We start from the raw sequence: 21059 nt of genomic DNA on the forward strand, positions 1-21059 counted from the left end.
TGGACCTTTGTCGTAGCATCTGGGGGGCAGACAGCGCCCGATCCTGTGCTAGATTGCCCCGTGTGAGGGGGAAAGATCATGGACCGTTTCGACAATATCCCGGAAATTGCACTGGCCTGGCATAAGACGGGCAAGGGCGCGGCGCTGGCGACCGTGGTGGAAACATGGGGCAGTGCGCCCCGGCGTGTGGGCAGCCAGTTGGCGATTTCCGGCGCGGGGGACATCGAAGGCTCGGTTTCGGGCGGCTGCGTCGAAGGCGCTGTGGTGGTCGAGGCGCTGGAGGCGCTGGAGGATGGCAAGGCCCGGATGCTGGAATATGGCGTCAGCGATGGTGATGCCTTTGCCGTGGGGCTGGCCTGTGGCGGCACGATCCGGGTGCTGGTCGAACCCATTGGCGATGCCTTGCCGCTGGACCTGCTGGAGGGGTTGGTTGCCGCCCGCGCGGCGCGGCAGCGGGTGGCTGTGGTGGCCGATCTGGTGGATGGCGACCGCTGGCTGACCCATCACGGGCATGACGAACGGTTCCGCATGGATCGGTCGGGGTTCGAGGAAGACGGGCGCTTTTTCGTGTCGATCCACAACCCGCCGCTACGGATGATCGTGGTGGGCGCGGTACATATCGCACAGGCCTTGGTGCCGATGGCGCGGCTGGCGGGGTATGATCCCACGCTGATCGACCCGCGCGACAGTTTCGGATCGCAGGCGCGGTTTCCGGGGGAAACGATCCTGCATGACTGGCCTGACGATGCGGTGAAATCGCTGGGGCTGGATACCCGCACGGCACTGGTGTTGCTGACCCATGACCCAAAACTGGACGATCCCGCGCTGGAACAGGCCTTGGCCGCGGAAGTGTTTTACATCGGGGCGCTGGGATCGAAGCGCACCCATGCCAAACGGGTGGAACGGCTAAGCCAGCGGGGCTTCACAGCGGAACAAATCGCCCGGATTCACGGCCCAGTGGGGCTGGATATTGGCGCGGCCAGCCCGGCGGAAATCGCGGTGTCCATTCTGGCGGAATGCACCCAAGTGTTGAGGCAGGGATGAAATTCGGTCCGGTTGATCCGGCACAGGCCGAAGGGGCCATTCTGGCGCATTCGCTGGATTTGCAGGGGCAGAAATTGCGGAAGGGTCTGGTGCTGGACCCCGTGCATATCAGCGCGATGCAGGCCGCCGGGATCACGCAGGTGATCGTTGCGCAACTGGGCGCGGATGATCTGCACGAAGATGACGCCGCACAGCAATTGGCAGCGGCGATTGCCCCCGATCTGACTGGGCTGCGGTTGTCCAATGCCTTTACCGGGCGGGTCAATATACTGGCCGATGGGCCGGGTGTGGTGGTGCTGGACGAGGAAAAGCTGATCGCCGCCAACGAGGTGCATCCGATGATTACCGTGGCGACAGTTCCGCCGTGGCAACAGATGGGTGCGCGCGGAATGGTGGCAACGGTCAAGATCATTTCCTATGGCGTGGCAGCGGCGGATGTGGCGCGGGCCTGTGATCTGGCGGCGGGCGCGATCCGCTTTGCCCCGGTGGTGCTGCGGAATGCCACGCTGATCGTCACGGAAATCCCCGGCGGCGCGGGCGAAAAAGGCGTGGCCGCGATCGAAGGACGGCTGACCGCCTTGGGGATGTCATTGGACACGGTCGTGACGGTTCCCCATCAGGAAATCCCGCTGCGTGATGCGCTGTCGGCGGTAAACAGCGATCTGGCGCTGATTTTGACGGGGTCGGCCACATCGGACCCGATGGATGTCGCCCCGCAGGCGGTGCGTCTGGCGGGCGGTCGGGTGGAACGGTTCGGGATGCCGGTGGACCCCGGAAACCTGCTGTTTTTGGGGGAATTGAACCAACGCCCGGTGATCGGCCTGCCGGGCTGCGCGCGGTCCCCGGCCCTGAACGGGGCGGATTGGGTGCTGTCGCGGGTGGCCTGCGGCATTCCCGTGACGGGGCGCGATATTGCCCGCATGGGCGTGGGCGGCTTGCTAAAGGAAATCCCCACCCGCCCGATGCCGCGCCGGGGCAAGGGCTGAGCTTGCCCGCGCTCTCGTTTTTCGGGAGGCTGCTTTTGTCAGAACAATTTTTGCGTCAGGCGGTGGAAACTGTCCTGTTTCGGAAAAATCGCCTTCTCAACTGGAAAGGCGCGTGATTAACTCCACCATACCAAGCAGAAATTGCGCCAGGGAGGAGTTACATGACAAAAGTGGAAATGACGGTAAACGGAAAATCCGTTTCCGGGGACGTAGAGGGCCGGACGCTGCTGGTTCAGTTTCTGCGCGACGGGCTGGGGCTGACTGGCACCCATGTGGGCTGTGACACCAGCCAATGCGGGGCCTGTGTGGTGCATGTGAACGGTGTGGCTGTGAAATCCTGCACCATGCTGGCGCTGGAAGCTGACGGGGCAGATGTGTCCACCATCGAAGGACAGGCCGCGCCGGACGGCACGCTGAACGTCATTCAACAGGCGTTTCAGGATCATCACGGGTTGCAATGTGGGTTCTGTACGCCGGGCATGGTGATGTCTGCGGCGGCATTGCTGAAAGACAACCCCAAACCGACCGAAGCGGAAATCCGTCATTATCTGGAAGGCAATATTTGCCGCTGCACCGGCTATCATAACATCGTCAAGGCGATCATGGCTGCATCCGGGCAGGATGTCGGGGCTGTTGCCGCCGAGTGACCAATATCCGGCTCCGGCGCTTTGGGTTGCCGGGGGGGTTTGAGTATTTTTGGCAAGATGAAAGGCGGGGTGCGCGTCAGGAGGAGGCCGCAGTTCGCCGCAAGGGAGGATGAACCATGCCGAAAGATCACGGCATCGGCGCCAGCAATAAGCGGCGCGAGGATGTGCGGTTCCTGACCGGAACCGGCAACTATACCGACGACATTAATGTGAATGGTCAGGCCTATGTGTATTTCCTGCGCTCGGACGTGGCGCATGGGCGGATCAACAAGGTGGATACCAGCGACGCCGAAGCCATGCCCGGCGTGGTGCGGATTTTCACCGGCAAGGATTTCGAGGGTGTCGGCGGTTTGCCTTGTGGCTGGCTGGTGACGGATAAACACGGCCAGCCGATGCAGGAACCGGGGCATCCGGTGCTGGCGCAGGGCAAAGTACGCCATGTGGGCGATCCCATCGCCGCCGTGGTGGCTGACAGTCTGGCGCAGGCACGCGATGCGGCCGAAGCGATTGTTCTGGACATCGAAGAATTGCCCGCCGTGGTGAACATGAAGGCCGCGCTGGCCGATGGTGCGCCCAAGGTGCATGACGATCTGGCCAATAACCTGTGCTACGACTGGGGCTTTGTCGAAGAAAACAAGGGCGCGGTCGAAGATGCCTTTGCCAAGGCAGCGCATGTGACCACGCTGGAACTGGTGAACAACCGCCTGATCGCCAACCCGATGGAACCGCGTGTGGCGGTGGGGGATTTCAGCCGGGCCACCGGGGAATCGACGCTGTACACCACCAGCCAGAACCCGCATGTGATCCGGCTGCTGATGGGCGCCTTTGTGCTGGGCATTCCCGAACACAAGCTGCGGGTGATTGCCCCGGATGTGGGCGGGGGCTTTGGCACCAAGATTTTCCACTATGCCGAGGAAGCATTCTGTACCTTTGCCGCCAAGGCGCTGAACCGGGCCGTGAAATGGACCGCCAGCCGGTCCGAGGCGTTCATGTCCGATGCACATGGCCGGGATCATGTCAGCAAGATCGAACTGGCGTTGGATGCAGACAATAACTTTACCGCGCTGCGGACTGAAACCTATGCCAATATGGGGGCGTATCTGTCCACCTTTGCGCCATCGGTTCCAACATGGCTGCATGGTACGCTGATGGCGGGGAATTACCGCACGCCGCTGATCTATGTGAACGTGAAGGCGGTGTTTACCAATACCGTGCCTGTGGATGCCTATCGCGGCGCTGGCCGCCCGGAAGCGACCTATCAGTTGGAACGCGTGATCGACAAGGCCGCGCGGGAATTGGGCGTTGATCCGGTGGCGCTGCGCCGTCAGAATTTCATCCAGCCCGATCAGTTCCCCTATGCCACCCCTGTGGCGGTGGAATATGACACCGGCGATTATGACGCCACGATGGATAAGCTGATTGAAATCGCTGATTTTTCAGGGTTCGACAAACGTCTGGCCGAGTCCAAAGCCCGTGGCAAGCTGCGCGGTTTGGGGGTGAACTGCTATATCGAGGCATGTGGCATCGCACCGTCCAATCTGGTTGGCCAATTGGGCGCACGGGCGGGGCTGTATGAATCCGCCACCGTGCGGGTGAATGCCACCGGCGGTATCGTTGTGATGACCGGATCGCACAGCCACGGGCAGGGGCACGAAACCACCTTTCCGCAGGTGATTGCTGAAATGATCGGGATTGACGAAAGCATGGTGGAAATCGTGCATGGCGATACGTCAAACACACCGATGGGCATGGGCACCTATGGGTCACGGTCGCTGGCTGTTGGTGGCTCGGCCATGGTGCGGGCCGCTGAAAAGGTGATCAACAAGGCCAAGAAGATCGCGGCGCATTTGCTAGAGGCATCCGAGGCCGACATTGAACTGAAAGACGGCCAATTCAGCGTGGCAGGCACCGATAAATCGGTGGCATGGGGTGATGTGACCCTGGCCGCCTATGTGCCGCACAATTACCCGCTGGAAAATCTGGAACCGGGGCTGGAGGAAACGGCATTCTACGATCCGTCCAACTTCACCTATCCCGCCGGGGCCTATGCCTGCGAGATTGAGGTGGACCCGGATACCGGCAAGGTGACGATCGAACGGTTTGCCGCTGCTGATGATTTCGGCAATGTGGTCAATCCGATGATCGTCGAAGGTCAGGTTCATGGCGGTTTGGCCCAAGGTATTGGACAGGCGCTTCTGGAAGGGGCAGTTTATGATGAAAACGGGCAGCTTCTGACCGGATCTTACATGGACTATGCAATGCCCCGCGCCAGCGATGTGCCGTTCTACAGCGTGGATCATTCGTGTCAAACGCCCTGTACCCACAACCCGCTGGGCGTCAAAGGCTGTGGCGAAGCCGGGGCCATTGGATCGCCGCCTGCGGTGGTTAATGCCGTGGTAGACGCGTTGCAACGGGCCGGAAAGCCCGTCACCCATATCGACATGCCGCTGTCGCCCGCCCGTGTCTGGGCCGCGATGAACGGTTAAGGAGAGGTAAGCATGTATAATTTCGACTTTGTGAAACCTGCGACTGTGGCCGAAGCGGTCGAAGCCCTGTCGGGCGAGGAGGCGCAGGCGTTGGGTGGGGGGCAAACGCTGCTGCCCACAATGAAACAACGGCTGGCATCACCCGCGACGCTGGTCAGCCTGACAGGCATCGCCGATATGCAAGGCGTCAGTCAGAAAGACGGCGCAATCTGCGTGGGCGGGGCCACCCCCCATGCGGTCGTGGCGGCGAATGCCGGGGGGTATCCGGCGCTGGCGGCCTTGGCGGGCGGCATTGGTGATCCGGCGGTGCGCAATCGCGGTACTGCGGGCGGCAGTCTGGCCAATAACGACCCGTCTGCCTGCTATCCGGCGGCGGCGCTGGGGTCGGGGGCAACCATTGTCACCAATACCCGTGAAATCGCGGCGGATGATTATTTTGAGGGCATGTTCACCACCGCCCTGAACGAAGGCGAGATCATTACCGAAGTGCGCTTTCCGATCCCGGAAAAGGCCAATTACCAGAAGTTTGAACAACCCGCCTCGCGCTTTGCCTTGGTGGGGGTGTTCGTGGCGAAATTCGCCGATGGCGTCCGCGTGGCCGTAACCGGCGCGTCGGAAGATGGTGTTTTCCGCTGGGCCGAGGCCGAAGCCGCGCTGAGCGCCGATTTCAGCCCCGCCGCATTAGACGGGCTGACCGTCCCGGCGGATGGCATGATTTCGGACCTGCATGGCACCGGGGCTTATCGGGCGCATCTGGTGGGTGTGATGACCAAACGGGCCGTTGCGGCGGCCTGATATGTTCTAACCAATTAAGAAAGACGCCCTTGGAAACGGGGGCGTCTTTTTGCTGGGGCAGGGCAACGCCTTGCTTTTCATCTTGCCCCAAATACTCATCTGCGGAACCTGTGCCGGGGGCAGGTCGCTGGCGTCAAAGCGGCTTGCGGGCGACAAAGTCGATCAGGGCGGATTGGCCGGAATGGCCGCGACCTTCCTGAACCTCGCGCTCATAGGCGCGGCATTCCAGAATATCCCAACCAGCAAAGGCCGTGCGCAAAAGTTCCGGGGTATACATGTTTTCGGCAAAGGGCGGGCCGCCGGTGCCGTGTTGCAATTGGTCTGGCGTGTAGCCGTGTAACAGGACCAGCCCGCCGGGTTTAACGGCGGATTTCATGCCCTCGAACAGGGTATGGCGACCATCCGGGCCGGTGAATTGGATGAATATCCCGGCAACCAGATCGTATTGGTTGGGCCAGTCGTATCCCAGCACATCGACCTGTTGAAAATCCACGTGAACGCCGTGTTCTGCTGCCAGTGCCGTCGCCTTGCGCAGGGCTGACGGGGCAAATTCCAGCGCCGTCACCTGTAGTCCGCGTTCAGCCATATAGACGGAATTGCGGCCTTCGCCATCGGCAACGGACAGCGCGGTTGCTCCGGGCGTCAGGTGGGGGTCATGGTCTGTCAGGAACCGGGCAGGGGCCTTGCCGGATATATAATCGTCGGTTGCGAAACGTTGTTCCCACATAGGCCCCTCGTACAAAAGAAATCGCCCCCACGTTTCGGATAAACGCAGGGGCGATGCAAATCACATGGCTGTCAGGATCACTTGCTGAGCGGTCCGATCATCATGATCATCTGGCGGCCTTCCATTTTCGGCATGTTTTCGACCTTGCCGATTTCTTTGACATCTTCGGACACGCGTTCCAGCAGTTCGCGGCCCAGATTCTGGTGGGCCATTTCGCGGCCCCGGAAGCGCAGGGTGACTTTCACCTTGTCGCCGTTTTCCAGGAATTTCACCACGTTCCGCATCTTCACCTCATAATCATGGGTGTCAGTGTTGGGGCGGAACTTGACCTCTTTGACTTCGATGATCTTCTGCTTTTTACGCGCTTCGGATTCGCGTTTTTGCTGTTCATACTTGAACTTGCCGAAGTCCATGATCTTGCACACCGGCGGCGTGGCATTCGGCGAAATTTCGACGAGGTCCAGACCTGCCTCTTCGGCAAGGGAAAGGGCATGTTGCGGCGTCACCACACCGACGTTTTCACCATCTGCGCCAATCAGGCGGATTTCAGGTGCGCGGATGCGATCATTGATCCGGGGGCCGGTATCGCGGGTGGGCGGCGCGTTGTGAGGTCTGCGAGCTATGGTTTTCTTCCTTCGATAATTGACGAAATTTCGAGGACGTAAAGTAGACGTCGTGGTTGCTTTCTTCAAGCGGCAATTCTGTGCCGATGACGGAAAACGGGCGCTTTTCCCCCTTGTTGTTGCAGGCGGGTGACCTCATGTCGTGACGGGACAGGGTTGGGCATGGTGGCCTTTCCCACAGATGAAGGATTGGATTATGAAAAACATTATCGGGATTGTGGTGGTCGTGGCGCTGGCTGTGGTCGGATATGTTGTTTTCGGCCCGAAAGATGAACCGCAAACCCCGGCGGAAACTGCAACGGTTTCTGACCCCAAGCCGGTGCAAACCCAGCCCGTACAGGATGACACCCTGACCGATCAGGCAAAAGCCGCCGCAGAAGAAGCGCGTTTGGCCGCCGAAAAGGCTGCGCAAGAGGCCCGTGAAGCAGCCGAAGCTGCCGCGGCAGCAGCCAAGGAAAAAGCGGCCGAGGCGGCTGAGGCCGCAAAAGAGGCTGCCGGTGACGCCGTGGAAGCGGCCAAGGATGCGGCTGGCGATGCAGTCGAAGCCGCCAAGGATGCCGCAGATACGGCGATGGACAAAGCTGGGGCAGCGGTAGAGGCAGCCAAGGACACCGGCGCAAATGTTGCTGAAGCTGTCGAGGAAAAGGCTGCCGGTGCTGCGGAAGCCGTCGCTGAAACCGCAACTGATACGGCGAATGCGGTGACGCAGGAAGAAACCTCTGACAAGGCCGCGTTGTCGGATTTGTTCACTGTCGACGGCTTTGATTATGACAAGGCAATCGAAGCGATTGATGGCTCGGATATGAATGCCAGCGTGAAGCTGACCACCAAAGCCGCCCTGAAACAGGCCAAGGATAATCCCGATCTGCTGAAGGAGGTGCTGGCGCAGGTGCGCAACCGTTTGGGCCTGTAATTCTGGCTACCGAAAAATAGAAAACGCCGCGTCCCAATAGGGCGCGGCGTTTTGTTTTGGGGATGGGGCGGGATCAGTCCAGAAACGCCTTTTCCACCACATATTCGGCGGGCTGGGAATTGGCCCCTTCGCGCAGGCCGTAATCTTCCAGCATTTGCTTGATTTCCAGATTGAAGGCCAGATTGCCGCAAACCATCGCGCGGTCGGTTTCGCGGTGGATCGGTTCAACGCCCAGATCCCGGAACGCTGTCCCATCGCGCATCAGATCGGTGATCCGGCCCATTTTCGGGCTTTGTTCGCGGGTGGTGGTGGGATAGTAGCGCAGCTTTTCGTGGAACCCTTCGCCGATCAGTTCGGCCAGCAATTCATCCTGCCGGATCGAATCGATCAGTTCCTTGCCATAGGTCAGTTCGCCCACTTCGCGGCAGGTGTGGGTGATGATCACCTCGTCATAATCTGCATAGGTCTGCGGATCACGCAGGAGCGACGCAAAAGGTGCAAATCCGGTGCCGGTGGCAAAGAACCAAATCCGTTTGCCGGGCAGCAGGGCGTCATGCACCAGCGTCCCAACGGGTTTGGGGCGCAGGATGATTTCATCGCCCACCTGAATATGTTGCAGGCGGCTGGTCAGTGGGCCATCCTGAACCTTGATCGAATAAAATTCCAGTTCCTCGTCCCAGGACGGCGAGGCAATGGAATAGGCGCGCAACAGCGGTTTTTGCTTGCCGGTATTGGGATCGGGATCGCCCATCAGGCCAATCATCACGAATTCACCAGACCGGAACCGCAAAGATGCGGGGCGGGTACACCGGAAAGAAAACAGCCGGTCGGTCCAGTGTTTGACCTCGGTCACGGTCTGGGCGTCGGGCAGGTGGGGGACTTTTACGGCTTTCGCTTCGGTCACTGGTCTAATCTCGGTCATGTGTCTCTTTCGTGCCGGTCAGTAAACCGGCATTCCCCAGTTATCTTTGATCCATGTCAGATGAAAGGCGAAGACGGGAATTATCCCGCCCGCAGCCGCGACTGATAGTCGTTGGCGCGCCAATCGGCCCGGAAAACCCACTGATCTTCGGGTTGGCGGGCAGCCAGGTCGTTGCTGATTTCCACCTCGTCAAAGCCAGAGCGGCGGGCCATAGCGTATTGATCCGCAATCACATGCCCCTTGGCCCGCAGCCGCCCGGTATAGCCCATCAGGCGCAGGCGTTTGGCTAGCGTAAACCCGCGACCGTCCGCAAAGCTGGGAAAATCCACGCGGATCATGCGCAGGGCGGTCAAATGCCCCGCCAGCGCGTCGGGGTCTGCGTCCGAGGGCAGATCAACCGCCACCACATCATTCGCGGCATCGGTCAGCGCGGTGAACCCATCGGTCCAGTCATCAGGGGCAAAGCCCGTGTCGGTTACGATTACAGTCATTGGGCAGTTCCCGTTCTTACCATTTTGCCATCTACCAGATGGATGCCGCATTCAATTTTTTCGCTGCCACGCCAGCGGCCCGCGCGTTCGTCCTCGCCGGGTTTGACGGGGGATGTGCAGGGGCGGCACCCGATTGACGGATAGCCCCGCGCCACCAGCGGATGCCGTGGCAGGCGGTTGTTGATCATATAATCCTGCACATCGCCCTTGTCCCAATGGGCCAGCGGGTTCACCTTGATCCGCCGATCTTCTTCGCTTTCAAAGAAGTCCAGCGCGGCGCGGCTGGCACCCTGAAACCGTTTGCGCCCGGTGATCCAAGCGTCAAACCCGCTAAGCGCCTGTTCCAGCGGGCGGGTTTTGCGCAGATCACAGCAGGCATCGGTATCGCGCAGATGCAACGCGCCATAGGGGTCTTCGGCATCCAGCTCTTGCGGGTTGGCGTGGATCACGCGCACATCCGTCAGGCCCAGCTTTTGCGCCACCTCTTGCTGATAATCCAGCGTTTCGGGGAATAGCATCTGGGTGTCGATGAACAGCACCGGCGTTGTGCGATCCACCATTGCCACCATATGCAGCAGCACCACGCTTTCCGCCCCGAAAGAGGACACCATCGCGATACGGCCCACCTGTGGGTCCGACATGGCGCGTTTCAGAACGGCGCTGGCGGCGTGATGCTGATAGCGCCGGTTCAGGTGATCGACCCGTTCCTGAATAGGGCCAAGGGGTTGCTCAAGCGGCATTTTTCCGCGATGCCTCCGGGTATAGCGCGTCCTTGAACGGCGCGGCGCCAAGGCGACGATAGGCCTGAAGAAAGGTTTCCTCGGGTGTTTCGCGCAGGTCCAGATAGGCGCGGACGATCCGTTCGATGGCGTCGACGATTTCATCATAGGCAAAGCCCGGCCCGGCGCGTTCGCCGATCACGGCGTCCTGTGTGCCGTCACCGCCAAGGGTGATCTGGTAGTTTTCCACCCCGGCACGATCCAGACCCAGAATGCCGATATGACCGACATGGTGATGCCCGCAGGCGTTGATGCAGCCCGAGATTTTGATCTTCAGCGGGCCGATGTCATGTTCCAGCTTCAGTTCGTCGAACCGTTGGGCAATCTGTTGCGCCACGGGAATGGACCGCGCGGTTGCAAGGGCGCAATAATCCATGCCGGGGCAGGCGATAATATCGCTGATCAGCCCCACATTGGCCGTAGCCAGCCCATCGGTTTTCAACGCGGCATGAAGCGCGGGCAGGTCCGATTTATGGACATGCGGCAAGATCACGTTCTGTTCGTGGCTGATGCGCAATTCGTTGTGGCCGTATGCTTCGGCCAGATCGGCCAGAAGGCGCATTTGGTCGCTGCTGGCATCGCCGGGCGTCTGGCCGTGTGCCTTTAGCGATACGGTAACAATGGCATACCCATCGGCGCGGTGCGCGTGCAGGTTGGTATCAGCCCACGCCCGGAAAACCGGGTCTGCCTGATATGTGGTGTCATAGGCGGCGGTATCTTTGTGCAGGAATGCAGGCGGGGCGAACTGTGCGGCGATTGCGGCCAGCGCGTCCTGATCCATGCCTTTGAACAGGGGGCGAATTTCGGCAAACCGCGCCTCGGTCAGTTCGCGGAACGTATCCAGCCCGTTTTCATTGACGGTGATCTTGATCCGCGCCTTGTATTTGTTATCGCGCCGCCCCAGCAGGTTATAGGTGGTCACGACCGCCTCCAGATAGGGCAGCAGGTCGGCTTGCGGCAGGAAGTCATTGATGACTTTGCCAATAACGGGCGTGCGGCCCAGGCCCCCGCCCACGATGATCCTGTAGCCGATTTCGCCATTCTGACGGACAATCTGAATGCCGATGTCATGGGCGCGGATCACGGCGCGGTCCTGATCGCTGCCAGTCACAGCGATTTTGAATTTGCGCGGCAGGAATTGGAATTCCGGGTGGTCGGTGGACCATTGCCGCAGCAGTTCAGCCACGGGGCGGGGATCGGCGATTTCATCGGCTGCGGCCCCGGCGAAATGGTCGGCGGTCACGTTGCGGATGGTGTTGCCACTGGTCTGGATGGCGTGCAGGTTCACCTGCGCCAGCGCGTCCAGCATATCTGGCACATCCGGCAGTTTGGGCCAGTTATACTGGATGTTCTGACGGGTGGTAAAATGACCATAGCCCTTGTCCCACTTATCCGCGATCAGGGCCAGTTGGCGCATTTGTGCGGCAGACAATGTGCCATAGGGTATGGCCACCCGCAGCATATAAGCGTGTAATTGCAGATACAGCCCGTTCATCAGACGCAGGGGGCGGAATTCATCCTCGGTCAGCGACCCATCAATCCGGCGCTGAACCTGTGCGCGGAACTGCGCATTGCGGGCCGCCAGAAAGGCGTGATCGAATTCGGAATAGCTGTACATTATGCGACCTCTGCCTGTTTGCCGTGGAAGTAGTTCGAGGGACCAGTACGGCGGAAATCCTCGCGGAAGTGGGTGGGTTCGGGACCGTTCGGCCCTTTGGCGACATCGGCCAGATATGCGCCGACAATCTGATTTTGCTGGCGTTCAGCATCCAGCAGGCGCACCTGTGCGTGGGCCTCGTCCTCGATCAGTTCGGCCTCGGACATGTGCCGGGTCCAATTGTCCTGTGGGGTGAAATAAACCACGTCCCCTTCCAGAAGGGCGTTGGCGGTGATCACCTTGGGGGTAAAAGGGCGGGACATCGGGCTTATCCTTGCTGCATGTGGTGCGGTTGGTTTTTCTTGGGGGTAATATAGGAAAAATTCCCCTATTTGCGCCATATGTAGGAAAAAATAAGGACAATGTCATTTTTGAGTGCTACGGATGGGTAAATATTCTTCCGAAGGTAAGGAGAAGGAAATGTCGGTTCGGTTAGATGACACAGACAGAAAAATCCTTGTGGAGCTTCAGAAAGACGCGGGGCAGTCTTTGGATGAAATCGCCCGCAAGGTGGGGTCGTCAAAGACCCCGGTTTGGAATCGCATCCGCAAAATGCGCGAAGCGGGCGTTATGGGGCCGCAAACTGTGGTTCTGGATGCGGAAAAGCTGGGGTTTGATGCGTGTTTTTTCGTGTTGATCCGCACGTCTGAACACGAAGCGGACTGGCAGCGCAAATTCCTGAAAGCCCTGCAAGACCGCCCCGAGGTGCAAGAGGCGCACAGGCTGGCGGGGGATATCGACTATATCCTAAAGGTGCGGGTGAAAAACGCGCGGGCGTATGATGTATTCTATCAGTCGCTGATTTCCGAGGTGAAAGTCCACAACGTCACGGCGCTGCTGTCGATGGAGGAAATCAAATCCACCACGGCGCTGCCGCTGTAGCATATCCGCGGCGGGCCGTGCCCTGTGGTGTATGGCTTCCCCCGCCGTGGTTTCGGCAGGGGAAGCGCAGATTTTCAGGGCAGGGGGCTTAGTCCGCCAGTTTGATCAGCGCGTGGCGCTTTTTCCCCGCAGACAGTTTCACTGGCGCAGACAGCGCCCCCGCGTCCAGCATCATCCCGGCGTCGGTCAGTGGTTGGTCGTCGATCTTTGCCCCGCCTTCGGCGATCAGGCGTTTGGCGTCCTTGCCCGATTTCGACAGGCCAGACCGCACCAGCGCCTGCACGATGGACAGCCCGTCGCTCAGTTCCGCGCGGGTCAGTTCCACGGTGGGCAGATCATCGCCAACGCCGCCTTTCTCGAACACCTCGCGGGCGGTGGCTTCGGCGGCTGCGGCGGCTTCGGCCCCGTGGCACAGGGTTGTCACCTCATTCGCCAGAATGATCTTGGCCGCGTTGATGTCTGACCCTTGCAAAGCCCCCAGCCGTTCGCATTCTTCGACCGGCAGCTCGGTGTACAGCTTCAGGAAACGGCCCACATCGGCATCGGTGGTGTTGCGCCAGAACTGCCAGAATTCATAGGGCGAACGCATGTCGGCATTCAGCCAGACCGCCCCGTCGGCGGTTTTGCCCATCTTTTTCCCGTCCGAGGTGGTCAGCAGTGGGCTGGTCAGGCCGTAAATTTCATGATCCAGAACGCGGCGGGTCAGGTCGATCCCGTTGACGATATTGCCCCACTGGTCCGACCCGCCCATCTGCAACAGACAGCCATACCGGCGGTTCAGTTCCAGAAAGTCATAGGCCTGAAGGATCATGTAGTTGAATTCAAGGAAGGACAGCGATTGTTCCCGGTCCAGCCGCGATTTCACGGATTCAAAGCTCAGCATCCGGTTGACGCTGAAATGTCGCCCGATGTCGCGCAGGAAATCCAGGTAGTTCAGCCCGTCCAGCCATTCGGCATTGTTCAGCATCAGGGCAGGCGTGTCAGCCCGGTCGTAATCCAAGTACTTGGCGAAAACCTTCTTGATCCCGGCGATATTGTCGTCGATCTGACCGGCCGTCAGCAGCGGGCGTTCATCGGCGCGGAAGCTGGGATCGCCCACCTTGGTTGTGCCGCCGCCCATCAGGGTGATCGGCTGGTGGCCGGTCTTTTGCAGCCAGCGCAACATCATGATCTGGATCAGCGAACCGACGTGTAGCGATTTCGCCGTTGCGTCAAAGCCGATATAGGCCGGGACCACCCCATTGCTCAGCGCCTCGTCAAGGCCCTGATAATCGGTGCAATCCGCGATATAACCGCGTTCCATCATGACGTTCATGAAGTCCGATTTGGGATGGTAAGTCATCGTTTTGTTCCTATTGAGCGTTGCGCGGCACTGTATAGTGTGCAATCGGCAAGAGCGAAACCAGTTTTCAGCAGGGTTGGGGTATGAAAACAGCGGAACCTCAATGGGTCTTGGGTACGATGTCCGGCACTTCCTTGGATGGGGTGGATGCGGCGATGGTGCTGACTGACGGGCAGCGCATTCTGGATTTTGGCGAAACCGGCTATCGGGCCTATTCTGCGCAGGAACAGGCCGTGCTGCGCAATGCATTGGGCAAATGGCCCGGCGAGGATGGCGTGGCAGCCGCCGCGCAACTGGTCGAGGAGGCGCATATTGATCTGATGCGTGGTATCGGCGGCGCGGCGCTGGCGGGGTTTCATGGTCAGACCCTGGCGCATGATCCCGATGGGCGCGGCACCCATCAGGCGGGCGATGGGGCGCGTCTGGCCGAAGAATTGCGAATCCCCGTGGTCTGGGATTTCCGCAGTGCCGATGTGCGGATGGGCGGGCAGGGCGCACCGCTGGCCCCCTTCTATCATTTCGCCTGTGCGCAGTGGATCGGCGCGAAAAAGCCGCTGTGTTTCCTGAATCTGGGCGGCGTGGGCAATCTGACATGGGTCGATCCCACGCGTGCCACCCCCGAGGAACCGGGCGCCTTGCTGGCATTCGATACCGGCCCGGCCAATGCGCCGCTGAACGATCTGATGATGGAACGCCGGGGCGAAGCATTCGATCAGGGCGGGGCGCTGGCGGCGCAGGGCGAAGTGGTCGCCGGGGCGCTGGAGCTTTTTCTGGATGACATCTATTTCCGCCGGATGCCGCCGAAGTCGCTGGATCGGGATGCGTTTGCCGACATGCTGGAACTGGTGCGCGAACTGGATGACGCGGATGCCGCCGCGACAATGACGGGCATGGCCGCCGCTGCCGTGATGCAGGCGATGGAACATTGTCCCAGCTCCCCCGATCAGATGCTGGTCACGGGTGGCGGGCGGCATAATCCGGTGTTGATGGAAATGCTGCGCGTCGGTCTGGATTGCCCGGTTCACGCAGTCGAGGAGGTGGGACTGGACGGCGACATGCTGGAAGCGCAGGCCTTTGCCTTTTTGGCGGCACGGGTGCAGCGCGGATTGCCCACGTCCTGCCCGACCACCACCGGGGTGCGGGCGCTGGTGGGGGGGGGCGAAATCTCTTGGCCGTCGATCCTGTAAATTCTGCTGTGCATTGAGTATTTCAAATCAGAAAGAAACCAACCTGCTTCTTTCTGATCGCAAATACTCTGGGGGTGATGGCCGCAGGCCAGAGGGGGCAAAGCCCCCTTGTTCCGCTCGCCGCAGGCGTTGCCCTGAAAGGGGTGTCAGGCAGAACAGCTTGCCCCGCCCAATACGCAGAATTTGGCGCAGTGGGGGTGGTTCAGGGCCACGTCTTTTTCTGCCTCGGCCAATGTTTCCCCCAGTTCAAACTGGGGATCATAGGCCAGCAAGGTGCAGGCCAGCACCACGGGGCGGTCTGCGCCTTTGCGTTTGACCACCATGCGGGACGAGGCACACATCACGTCGTCGGGGGATTTGTTCAGAATGCCCCAGCAGGCGGTGGTGATTTCCGGCACCTCGGCGCTCAGGTCCATTTCGGGGAACAGCACACAGCGAGCCGGGTTGAACGCGTCAATCGCATAACCCTGCCGTGCGAACAGATCGGCATAGCCCTGCCGGGCTGTTGTATCGCTTTCGTGCCACAGCGCGCGGCCCGCGACTGTCATGGGGATGCCTGCATCGCGCAGGAAATCCATGCCCTTCAGGGTTTTGGCAAAGCTGCCCGTGCCGCGTTCGGCATCGTGGCGGCGTTCGTCCCAATGATCCAGTGACACCCGCAGGGTCAGCTTGCCGGGGTGGGCCGCGTTCAGCGCCTTGATCCCGTTGCGCATGGCGGGGCGCATCATGGGCAGCATGGCGTTGGTCAGGATCAAAACCTCGAATCCGGCCTCCAGCGACAGGCGGGCCATGTCGATGATCTGAGGATTCATAAACGGCTCGCCCCCGGTGAAACCGATTTCGTGCAGCGGCCAGTTGCGGGTGCGGACCTGCGCCAGATAATTGGCCACGTCATCCGCTGTCAGATAAACCAGCGCGTCATTGCTGGGGGAGCTTTCAATATAGCAATTGGCGCAGGTGATATTGCACAGGGTTCCGGTATTGAACCACAGCGTTTCGGGATGCGTCAGTGCCACGCGGGCGCGATCTTGCCCATCTGCGGTGTGCTGCGGATCGCGGAATTTTCCCTGATTGGCGGTCGGGCTGTGGGAATCCTTCATCGAAACCTCTTGAAATCAGGCAAATGTCATGACGGCGTGTGTATGCTATGCAGGCTAACGTCTGACGCCGCCAGAGAAAAGCAACGCTTTGATGCCTGACGCCATTGTGAAAGAGGCTGGGGGTGGTAGAAAGGACAAAGGCGGTTGTGACCGCTGGCATAGCACTCGAAACCGCCGGGGGTGTCCGGTCACACAGGATAAAGCGCGAGGGAACAGAATGGCATCGCGGATCATTCCGGTCGACCCTTTCGATCTGGTTGTTTTTGGGGGTACGGGCGATCTGGCGCGGCGGAAAATTCTTCCGGCGTTGTTCCGGCGTTTCTGTGCTGGCCAGATGGAGGAAGGCACGCGGATCATCGGCGCGGCGCGGTCCGATATGGACGACGCCGAATACCGGGCTTTCGTCGCCGAGGCGCTGATTGAATTCAATGGGGATCATTCGGGGTGCGAGCCGGGCACGATCACGCGGTTTCAGCAAATCCTGTCCTATGTCACGTTGGATGCACGCGGGGATAAAGGTTGGGGGGAACTGGCGGCCAAAATGCATCCGGGGCGGGTGCGGGCGTTTTACTTTTCCGTTGGCCCAAGCCTGTTTGGCGATCTGGCCTTGCGGTTGCACCAGCACGGTATGGCCGATCATGACACGCGGATCGTGGTGGAAAAACCGTTCGGGCGGGATCTGGCCTCGGCGCGGGCGCTGAACAAGGCACTGGCGGATCATTTCGACGAAAGCCAGATTTACCGGATTGATCATTATCTGGGCAAGGAAACCGTGCAAAACCTGATGGCGTTGCGCTTTGGGAACATGTTGTTTGAACCCCTTTGGAACAGTCATTACGTGGATCACATCCAGATCACGGTGGCGGAAACCGTGGGTGTGGGCGGGCGCGGCGATTATTATGATCGGGCCGGGGCCATGCGCGATATGGTGCAAAACCATCTGATGCAATTGTTGTGTCTGATCGCGATGGAACCCCCCGCCAAATTTGACCCGGATGCCGTGCGCGATGAAAAGCTAAAGGTGATCCGCGCATTGGGCGAGGTGGACCCGGCGCAGATCGTGCGCGGGCAATATCTGGAGGACGAGGATAAGCCCGGCTATCTGGAACATGTGGAAAACCCCAAATCCCTGACTGAAAGTTTCATTGCCCTGAAACTGCATGTGATCAACTGGCGTTGGGCCGGGACGCCGTTTTATGTGCGCACGGGGAAACGGCTGAAGGCGCGGACCAGTGAAATCGCTGTGGTGTTCAAAGAAGCCCCGCATAACATTTTCGATCAGGACAGCGGGCGGCACCGGAATATCCTGACGATCCGGTTGCAACCGAACGAAGGCATTGATCTGGACGTGACGATCAAGGAACCGGGACCGGGGGGGATGCGTTTGGTGGATGTGCCGCTGGACATGACCTTTACCGAGGCGCTGGGACCGGATGCCGAGGATGTGCCGGATGCTTATGAGCGGTTGATCATGGATGTGGTGCGTGGCAACCAAACCCTGTTCATGCGCGGTGACGAGGTCGAAGCCGCCTGGGCCTGGACCGATCCGATCGTGGCCGCGTGGGAGGAGCGGGAGGATAAGCCGCTGTCTTATGAAACCGGATCGTCCGGCCCGGACGAGGCGCTGGCCCTGATGCACAAGGACGGGCGTAAATGGAGGGACATACGCGCGTGAAACTGCTGACCTATGCGGATCGTGATATGATGGCGATTGATCTGGCCCAAAAGCTGGCTGGGGAATTGACCGCCACCTTGATGCACGAGGAAAGGGCGCTGTTGGTGGTGCCGGGCGGGACTACGCCGGGACCGATCTTTGATGCGCTGTGTGCCGCTGATCTGGATTGGAACCGCGTGGATGTGCTGCTGAGCGATGAACGCTGGGTGCCTGCGGATCATCCGCGCTCCAATACCCGTTTAGTGCGGGAACGGTTGCTGGTGGGGCGGGCCGCTGCGGCGCGGATGCTGCCGCTTTATGCGTCAGCAGATACGCCTGAACTGGCGCTGGCGCAGCTGGAACAGGTGATCCGGCCTTATTTGCCGATTTCGGTGGCGCTATTGGGGATGGGGGACGACATGCACACGGCATCACTGTTCCCGGATGGGGATAACCTGACGGCGGCATTGGCCCCGGATGCCCCGCTTCTGGTGACGATGCGCAGCCCCAGCCAACCTGAACCGCGCATTAGTCTGACTGCGCGGGTTCTGCGCGAAGCATTATCGTTACATATTGTGATTACCGGAGCAGAGAAGCGGGCAGCTTTGGGCCGCGCAAAGGACTTGCCACCGGAACAGGCGCCGATTGCGGCGCTGTTGGATGACGCCATGATACATTGGGTGGATTAGAAAGAATGAATTTTGACACCTTGTTGGCCTTGCGGGAAGATACCCGGACACGGCGGATTACGGATTTGTTTGATACCGATCCAGATCGGGCCAAGGGGTTTTCTGCCGGGTTTGATGGCCTGTTTTTCGATTACAGCAAGACGGCGATTGACGCCGGGATTCGTGCCGAACTGATCGCACTGGCCGAACAGGCCGGATTGGCGGAGCGGCGGGCAGCGATGTTTCGCGGCGACCGGATCAACCGGACCGAAGGGCGCGCGGTATTACACGCGGCGTTGCGGGCCGGAAAGGATGCGGTGATTGCGGTGGACGGGCAGGATGTCATGCCCGAGGTGCGGGCCACGCGGGCGCGGATGGAAATATTCGCCGAGGCGGTACGCAGCGGTGCATTTGCCGGACCCGGCGGGCAGATCACCGATGTGGTTAATATCGGCATTGGCGGGTCTGATCTGGGTCCAGTCATGGGGGTGGCGGCGCTGGCGCCCTATTGCGACGGACCAAGGGTGCATTTCGTGTCCAACGTGGATGGGGCGCAAATCCATGATGTGCTGGCCCCGCTGAACCCGAAAACCACGCTGGTGATCGTGGCCTCGAAAACCTTTACCACGACTGAAACCATGACCAATGCCCAGACGGCAAAGCGCTGGCTGGCGGCGGGGGTAGCGGAGCCAGCAGCGCAATTTGTGGCCCTGTCGACTGCCGAGGATAAAACCGCAGAATTTGGCATCCCGCCTGACCGGGTGTTCGGATTCGAGGATTGGGTTGGCGGGCGATATTCCATGTGGGGGCCGATTGGCCTGTCGCTGATGATTGCCATTGGGGCGGATGATTTCGCGGCGTTTCTGGAGGGGGGCGCGTCGATGGATGCGCATTTCCGCGCTGCACCGTTGATGGATAACCTGCCGGTTCTGTTGGCGCTGGTTGGGATTTGGCATCATCAGATTTGTGGCTATCCCACGCGGGCGGTTCTGCCCTATGAACAACGTCTGTCACGACTGCCTGCCTATCTTCAGCAGCTAGAGATGGAAAGTAACGGCAAATCCGTGGCTATGGACGGTACGCCGCTGGGGTATGTGTCTGGCCCGGTTGTCTGGGGGGAACCCGGCACCAACGGGCAGCACGCATTTTATCAGCTGATCCATCAGGGGACAGCCGTTGTGCCGTGTGAATTCATGGTGGGCGCGCGGGGGCATGAACCGGATTTGGCGCATCAGCATCGGTTGCTGGTGGCGAATTGTCTGGCGCAGTCCGAAGCGTTGATGTGTGGCCGATCATTCGATGTGGCATTGACCGAAGCCCATGCCAAGGGGCTGTCGGGCAAAGCGGCGGAGCAACTGGCCCGGCACCGGACTTTTCCGGGCAATCGACCTTCGACGACCTTGGTGTATGACCTGCTGACTCCACGGCGGCTGGGGCAGATCGTGGCGCTGTATGAACACCGGGTTTTTGTAGAGGGGGTGATCTTGGGGATCAATTCCTTTGATCAGTGGGGCGTTGAACTGGGAAAGGAACTGGCCACAGCCCTGCAACCCTTATTAGAGGGGGCAGACGGGGGGGACACCAAAGACGGTTCAACCCGGATGTTGGTGGAATATCTTCGGCATATGATGTGATCAACCCACAGAACTGAAAGCTATCACGACGCGATTTAGTGAATATCGGCATCGCAATTGGGAAAGCCCATTTCAATCAATTGCGCGCCGGTCAGATGGTAATAGCCCTGTGACAGATGTCGGGCGGTTTGCATGTACCAGCGGGCCAGATGCTTCGGGTAATGGTCCGCAATCACCTGTGACCAGTAATCGAACTGAGGATGCGAGAGCGGTTTGCCGTGATCGCTGGGACCGTGGAACCCAAAGCGGGTTCGCGGCACGACGCAGACATTGTCGGCACCCAGATACATCGTGCAAGAGGACAGGCAAACCGTTCCGCGAATTTCGATACGGGTGTTCTTTTGTTGCAGACGGCGGATTTGCGCCTGACGGTCGGATACCAGCCCGCCGCGATCATCCCTGACAATAAACACGGGCTGATTAGGCTCAGGACTCATAACCAAAACATGACTGTTGCGGCGAGAGCGATGGCCGAGAGGAAGACTTCGGGGCAGCGGTCATATCGGGTGGCGACCCGCCGCC

General features: G+C 60.0%; 21 protein-coding genes and 1 pseudogene. 11 read left to right on the top strand and 11 right to left on the bottom strand.

The features are described from left to right. Positions 1–78 precede the first annotated feature (78 nt). From FN828_RS03595 to FN828_RS03615, 5 genes are all read left to right on the top strand, one after another. Positions 79–1044 (top strand): XdhC family protein, encoded by a 966-nt coding sequence (locus FN828_RS03595; protein ID WP_142492018.1) that lies wholly within the window; start codon positions 79–81, stop codon positions 1042–1044. Then, positions 1041–2030, top strand: a complete 990-nt coding sequence (locus FN828_RS03600) for a molybdopterin-binding protein (RefSeq protein ID WP_142492019.1) — start codon at positions 1041–1043, stop codon at positions 2028–2030. Before FN828_RS03595 ends, FN828_RS03600 begins: the two co-directional genes overlap by 4 nt. Before the next feature lie 161 nt (positions 2031–2191). After that, a complete protein-coding gene (locus FN828_RS03605; protein ID WP_142492020.1) occupies positions 2192–2677 on the top strand; it encodes a (2Fe-2S)-binding protein in 486 nt (161 codons plus the stop codon). 116 nt (positions 2678–2793) lie between these two features. Continuing rightward, positions 2794–5163 carry a xanthine dehydrogenase family protein molybdopterin-binding subunit gene (locus FN828_RS03610; RefSeq protein ID WP_142492021.1) on the top strand — a complete coding sequence of 790 codons (2370 nt, stop codon included), beginning with the start codon at positions 2794–2796 and terminating at the stop codon, positions 5161–5163. A 12-nt stretch (positions 5164–5175) separates the two neighbouring features. Then, complete coding sequence (locus tag FN828_RS03615) at positions 5176–5958, top strand: FAD binding domain-containing protein (protein ID WP_142492022.1); 783 nt, start codon at positions 5176–5178, stop codon at positions 5956–5958. Positions 5959–6091: 133 nt separating this feature from the next. Here FN828_RS03615 and FN828_RS03620 read toward each other — a convergent pair whose 3' ends face one another. Both FN828_RS03620 and infC read right to left on the bottom strand, forming a co-directional pair. Then, on the bottom strand, positions 6092–6685 hold the full coding sequence (locus FN828_RS03620) for an SAM-dependent methyltransferase (protein WP_142492023.1): 594 nt from the start codon (positions 6683–6685) through the stop codon (positions 6092–6094). Positions 6686–6762: 77 nt separating this feature from the next. Then, positions 6763–7377 (bottom strand): translation initiation factor IF-3, encoded by a 615-nt coding sequence (gene infC / locus FN828_RS03625; protein ID WP_328592201.1) that lies wholly within the window; start codon positions 7375–7377, stop codon positions 6763–6765. Positions 7378–7504: 127 nt separating this feature from the next. On the opposite strand from infC, the gene FN828_RS03630 reads away from it, so the two are divergent. Then, the gene (locus FN828_RS03630; RefSeq protein ID WP_142492024.1) at positions 7505–8221 is read left to right on the top strand and encodes a hypothetical protein; all 717 of its coding nucleotides are present in this window, start codon (positions 7505–7507) and stop codon (positions 8219–8221) included. A gap of 73 nt (positions 8222–8294) precedes the next feature. On the opposite strand, the gene FN828_RS03635 is transcribed toward FN828_RS03630, so the two are convergent. From FN828_RS03635 to FN828_RS03655, 5 genes are all read right to left on the bottom strand, one after another. Further along, the gene (locus tag FN828_RS03635; protein WP_142492025.1) at positions 8295–9143 is read right to left on the bottom strand and encodes a ferredoxin--NADP reductase; all 849 of its coding nucleotides are present in this window, start codon (positions 9141–9143) and stop codon (positions 8295–8297) included. A gap of 80 nt (positions 9144–9223) precedes the next feature. Further along, positions 9224–9634, bottom strand: a complete 411-nt coding sequence (locus FN828_RS03640; RefSeq protein WP_142492026.1) for a DUF934 domain-containing protein — start codon at positions 9632–9634, stop codon at positions 9224–9226. Then, positions 9631–10374 carry a phosphoadenylyl-sulfate reductase gene (locus FN828_RS03645; protein WP_142492027.1) on the bottom strand — a complete coding sequence of 248 codons (744 nt, stop codon included), beginning with the start codon at positions 10372–10374 and terminating at the stop codon, positions 9631–9633. Before FN828_RS03645 ends, FN828_RS03640 begins: the two co-directional genes overlap by 4 nt. Next, positions 10364–12031, bottom strand: a complete 1668-nt coding sequence (locus tag FN828_RS03650) for a nitrite/sulfite reductase (protein WP_142492028.1) — start codon at positions 12029–12031, stop codon at positions 10364–10366. Before FN828_RS03650 ends, FN828_RS03645 begins: the two co-directional genes overlap by 11 nt. After that, positions 12031–12333 (bottom strand): DUF2849 domain-containing protein, encoded by a 303-nt coding sequence (locus tag FN828_RS03655; RefSeq protein ID WP_142492029.1) that lies wholly within the window; start codon positions 12331–12333, stop codon positions 12031–12033. Before FN828_RS03655 ends, FN828_RS03650 begins: the two co-directional genes overlap by 1 nt. Positions 12334–12490: 157 nt before the next feature. Here FN828_RS03655 and FN828_RS03660 point away from each other — a divergent pair, with 157 nt between their 5' ends. Next, complete coding sequence (locus FN828_RS03660) at positions 12491–12952, top strand: Lrp/AsnC family transcriptional regulator (protein ID WP_142492030.1); 462 nt, start codon at positions 12491–12493, stop codon at positions 12950–12952. A gap of 88 nt (positions 12953–13040) precedes the next feature. Here the strand turns inward: FN828_RS03660 and tyrS are convergent, their stop codons facing one another. After that, the gene (gene tyrS, locus FN828_RS03665) at positions 13041–14294 is read right to left on the bottom strand and encodes a tyrosine--tRNA ligase (protein WP_142492031.1); all 1254 of its coding nucleotides are present in this window, start codon (positions 14292–14294) and stop codon (positions 13041–13043) included. Between the two features lie 83 nt (positions 14295–14377). Between tyrS and FN828_RS03670 the strand changes: the two genes are divergently transcribed. Next, the gene (locus FN828_RS03670; RefSeq protein WP_142492032.1) at positions 14378–15481 is read left to right on the top strand and encodes an anhydro-N-acetylmuramic acid kinase; all 1104 of its coding nucleotides are present in this window, start codon (positions 14378–14380) and stop codon (positions 15479–15481) included. A 146-nt stretch (positions 15482–15627) separates the two neighbouring features. On the opposite strand, the gene FN828_RS03675 is transcribed toward FN828_RS03670, so the two are convergent. Then, the gene (locus FN828_RS03675) at positions 15628–16581 is read right to left on the bottom strand and encodes a radical SAM protein (protein WP_142492033.1); all 954 of its coding nucleotides are present in this window, start codon (positions 16579–16581) and stop codon (positions 15628–15630) included. 217 nt (positions 16582–16798) lie between these two features. Here FN828_RS03675 and zwf point away from each other — a divergent pair, with 217 nt between their 5' ends. The 3 genes from zwf to pgi are packed head-to-tail and all read left to right on the top strand — an operon-like array spanning position 16799 to position 20537. Continuing rightward, the gene (zwf, locus tag FN828_RS03680; protein ID WP_142492034.1) at positions 16799–18256 is read left to right on the top strand and encodes a glucose-6-phosphate dehydrogenase; all 1458 of its coding nucleotides are present in this window, start codon (positions 16799–16801) and stop codon (positions 18254–18256) included. Further along, complete coding sequence (gene pgl / locus FN828_RS03685; protein ID WP_142492035.1) at positions 18235–18924, top strand: 6-phosphogluconolactonase; 690 nt, start codon at positions 18235–18237, stop codon at positions 18922–18924. The genes zwf and pgl overlap by 22 nt, the downstream gene beginning before the upstream one ends. Before the next feature lie 5 nt (positions 18925–18929). Continuing rightward, complete coding sequence (pgi, locus tag FN828_RS03690; RefSeq protein ID WP_142492036.1) at positions 18930–20537, top strand: glucose-6-phosphate isomerase; 1608 nt, start codon at positions 18930–18932, stop codon at positions 20535–20537. 35 nt (positions 20538–20572) lie between these two features. Here pgi and FN828_RS03695 read toward each other — a convergent pair whose 3' ends face one another. Further along, the gene (locus tag FN828_RS03695; protein WP_142492037.1) at positions 20573–20974 is read right to left on the bottom strand and encodes a hypothetical protein; all 402 of its coding nucleotides are present in this window, start codon (positions 20972–20974) and stop codon (positions 20573–20575) included. Continuing rightward, positions 20971–21059 (bottom strand): annotated as a pseudogene (locus FN828_RS03700) (IS5/IS1182 family transposase); the annotation flags it as partial. The gene FN828_RS03695 and the pseudogene FN828_RS03700, both read right to left, overlap by 4 nt.

It is taken from the genome of Thalassovita litoralis, from assembly GCF_900182725.1.
GTDB classification, from domain to species: Bacteria; Pseudomonadota; Alphaproteobacteria; order Rhodobacterales; family Rhodobacteraceae; genus Thalassobius; species Thalassobius litoralis.

Bases quoted from the DNA above. Each gene is read 5' to 3' on its own strand.
- FN828_RS03595 (WP_142492018.1), top strand. From the start codon at position 79: ATGGACCGTTTCGACAATATCCCGGAAATTGCACTGGCCTGGCATAAG.
- FN828_RS03600 (WP_142492019.1), top strand. From the start codon at position 1,041: ATGAAATTCGGTCCGGTTGATCCGGCACAGGCCGAAGGGGCCATTCTG.
- FN828_RS03605 (WP_142492020.1), top strand. From the start codon at position 2,192: ATGACAAAAGTGGAAATGACGGTAAACGGAAAATCCGTTTCCGGGGAC.
- FN828_RS03610 (WP_142492021.1), top strand. From the start codon at position 2,794: ATGCCGAAAGATCACGGCATCGGCGCCAGCAATAAGCGGCGCGAGGAT.
- FN828_RS03615 (WP_142492022.1), top strand. From the start codon at position 5,176: ATGTATAATTTCGACTTTGTGAAACCTGCGACTGTGGCCGAAGCGGTC.
- FN828_RS03620 (WP_142492023.1), bottom strand. From the start codon at position 6,685: ATGTGGGAACAACGTTTCGCAACCGACGATTATATATCCGGCAAGGCC.
- FN828_RS03630 (WP_142492024.1), top strand. From the start codon at position 7,505: ATGAAAAACATTATCGGGATTGTGGTGGTCGTGGCGCTGGCTGTGGTC.
- FN828_RS03635 (WP_142492025.1), bottom strand. From the start codon at position 9,143: ATGACCGAGATTAGACCAGTGACCGAAGCGAAAGCCGTAAAAGTCCCC.
- FN828_RS03640 (WP_142492026.1), bottom strand. From the start codon at position 9,634: ATGACTGTAATCGTAACCGACACGGGCTTTGCCCCTGATGACTGGACC.
- FN828_RS03645 (WP_142492027.1), bottom strand. From the start codon at position 10,374: ATGCCGCTTGAGCAACCCCTTGGCCCTATTCAGGAACGGGTCGATCAC.
- FN828_RS03650 (WP_142492028.1), bottom strand. From the start codon at position 12,031: ATGTACAGCTATTCCGAATTCGATCACGCCTTTCTGGCGGCCCGCAAT.
- FN828_RS03655 (WP_142492029.1), bottom strand. From the start codon at position 12,333: ATGTCCCGCCCTTTTACCCCCAAGGTGATCACCGCCAACGCCCTTCTG.
- FN828_RS03660 (WP_142492030.1), top strand. From the start codon at position 12,491: ATGTCGGTTCGGTTAGATGACACAGACAGAAAAATCCTTGTGGAGCTT.
- tyrS (WP_142492031.1), bottom strand. From the start codon at position 14,294: ATGACTTACCATCCCAAATCGGACTTCATGAACGTCATGATGGAACGC.
- FN828_RS03670 (WP_142492032.1), top strand. From the start codon at position 14,378: ATGAAAACAGCGGAACCTCAATGGGTCTTGGGTACGATGTCCGGCACT.
- FN828_RS03675 (WP_142492033.1), bottom strand. From the start codon at position 16,581: ATGAAGGATTCCCACAGCCCGACCGCCAATCAGGGAAAATTCCGCGAT.
- zwf (WP_142492034.1), top strand. From the start codon at position 16,799: ATGGCATCGCGGATCATTCCGGTCGACCCTTTCGATCTGGTTGTTTTT.
- pgl (WP_142492035.1), top strand. From the start codon at position 18,235: ATGGAGGGACATACGCGCGTGAAACTGCTGACCTATGCGGATCGTGAT.
- pgi (WP_142492036.1), top strand. From the start codon at position 18,930: ATGAATTTTGACACCTTGTTGGCCTTGCGGGAAGATACCCGGACACGG.
- FN828_RS03695 (WP_142492037.1), bottom strand. From the start codon at position 20,974: ATGAGTCCTGAGCCTAATCAGCCCGTGTTTATTGTCAGGGATGATCGC.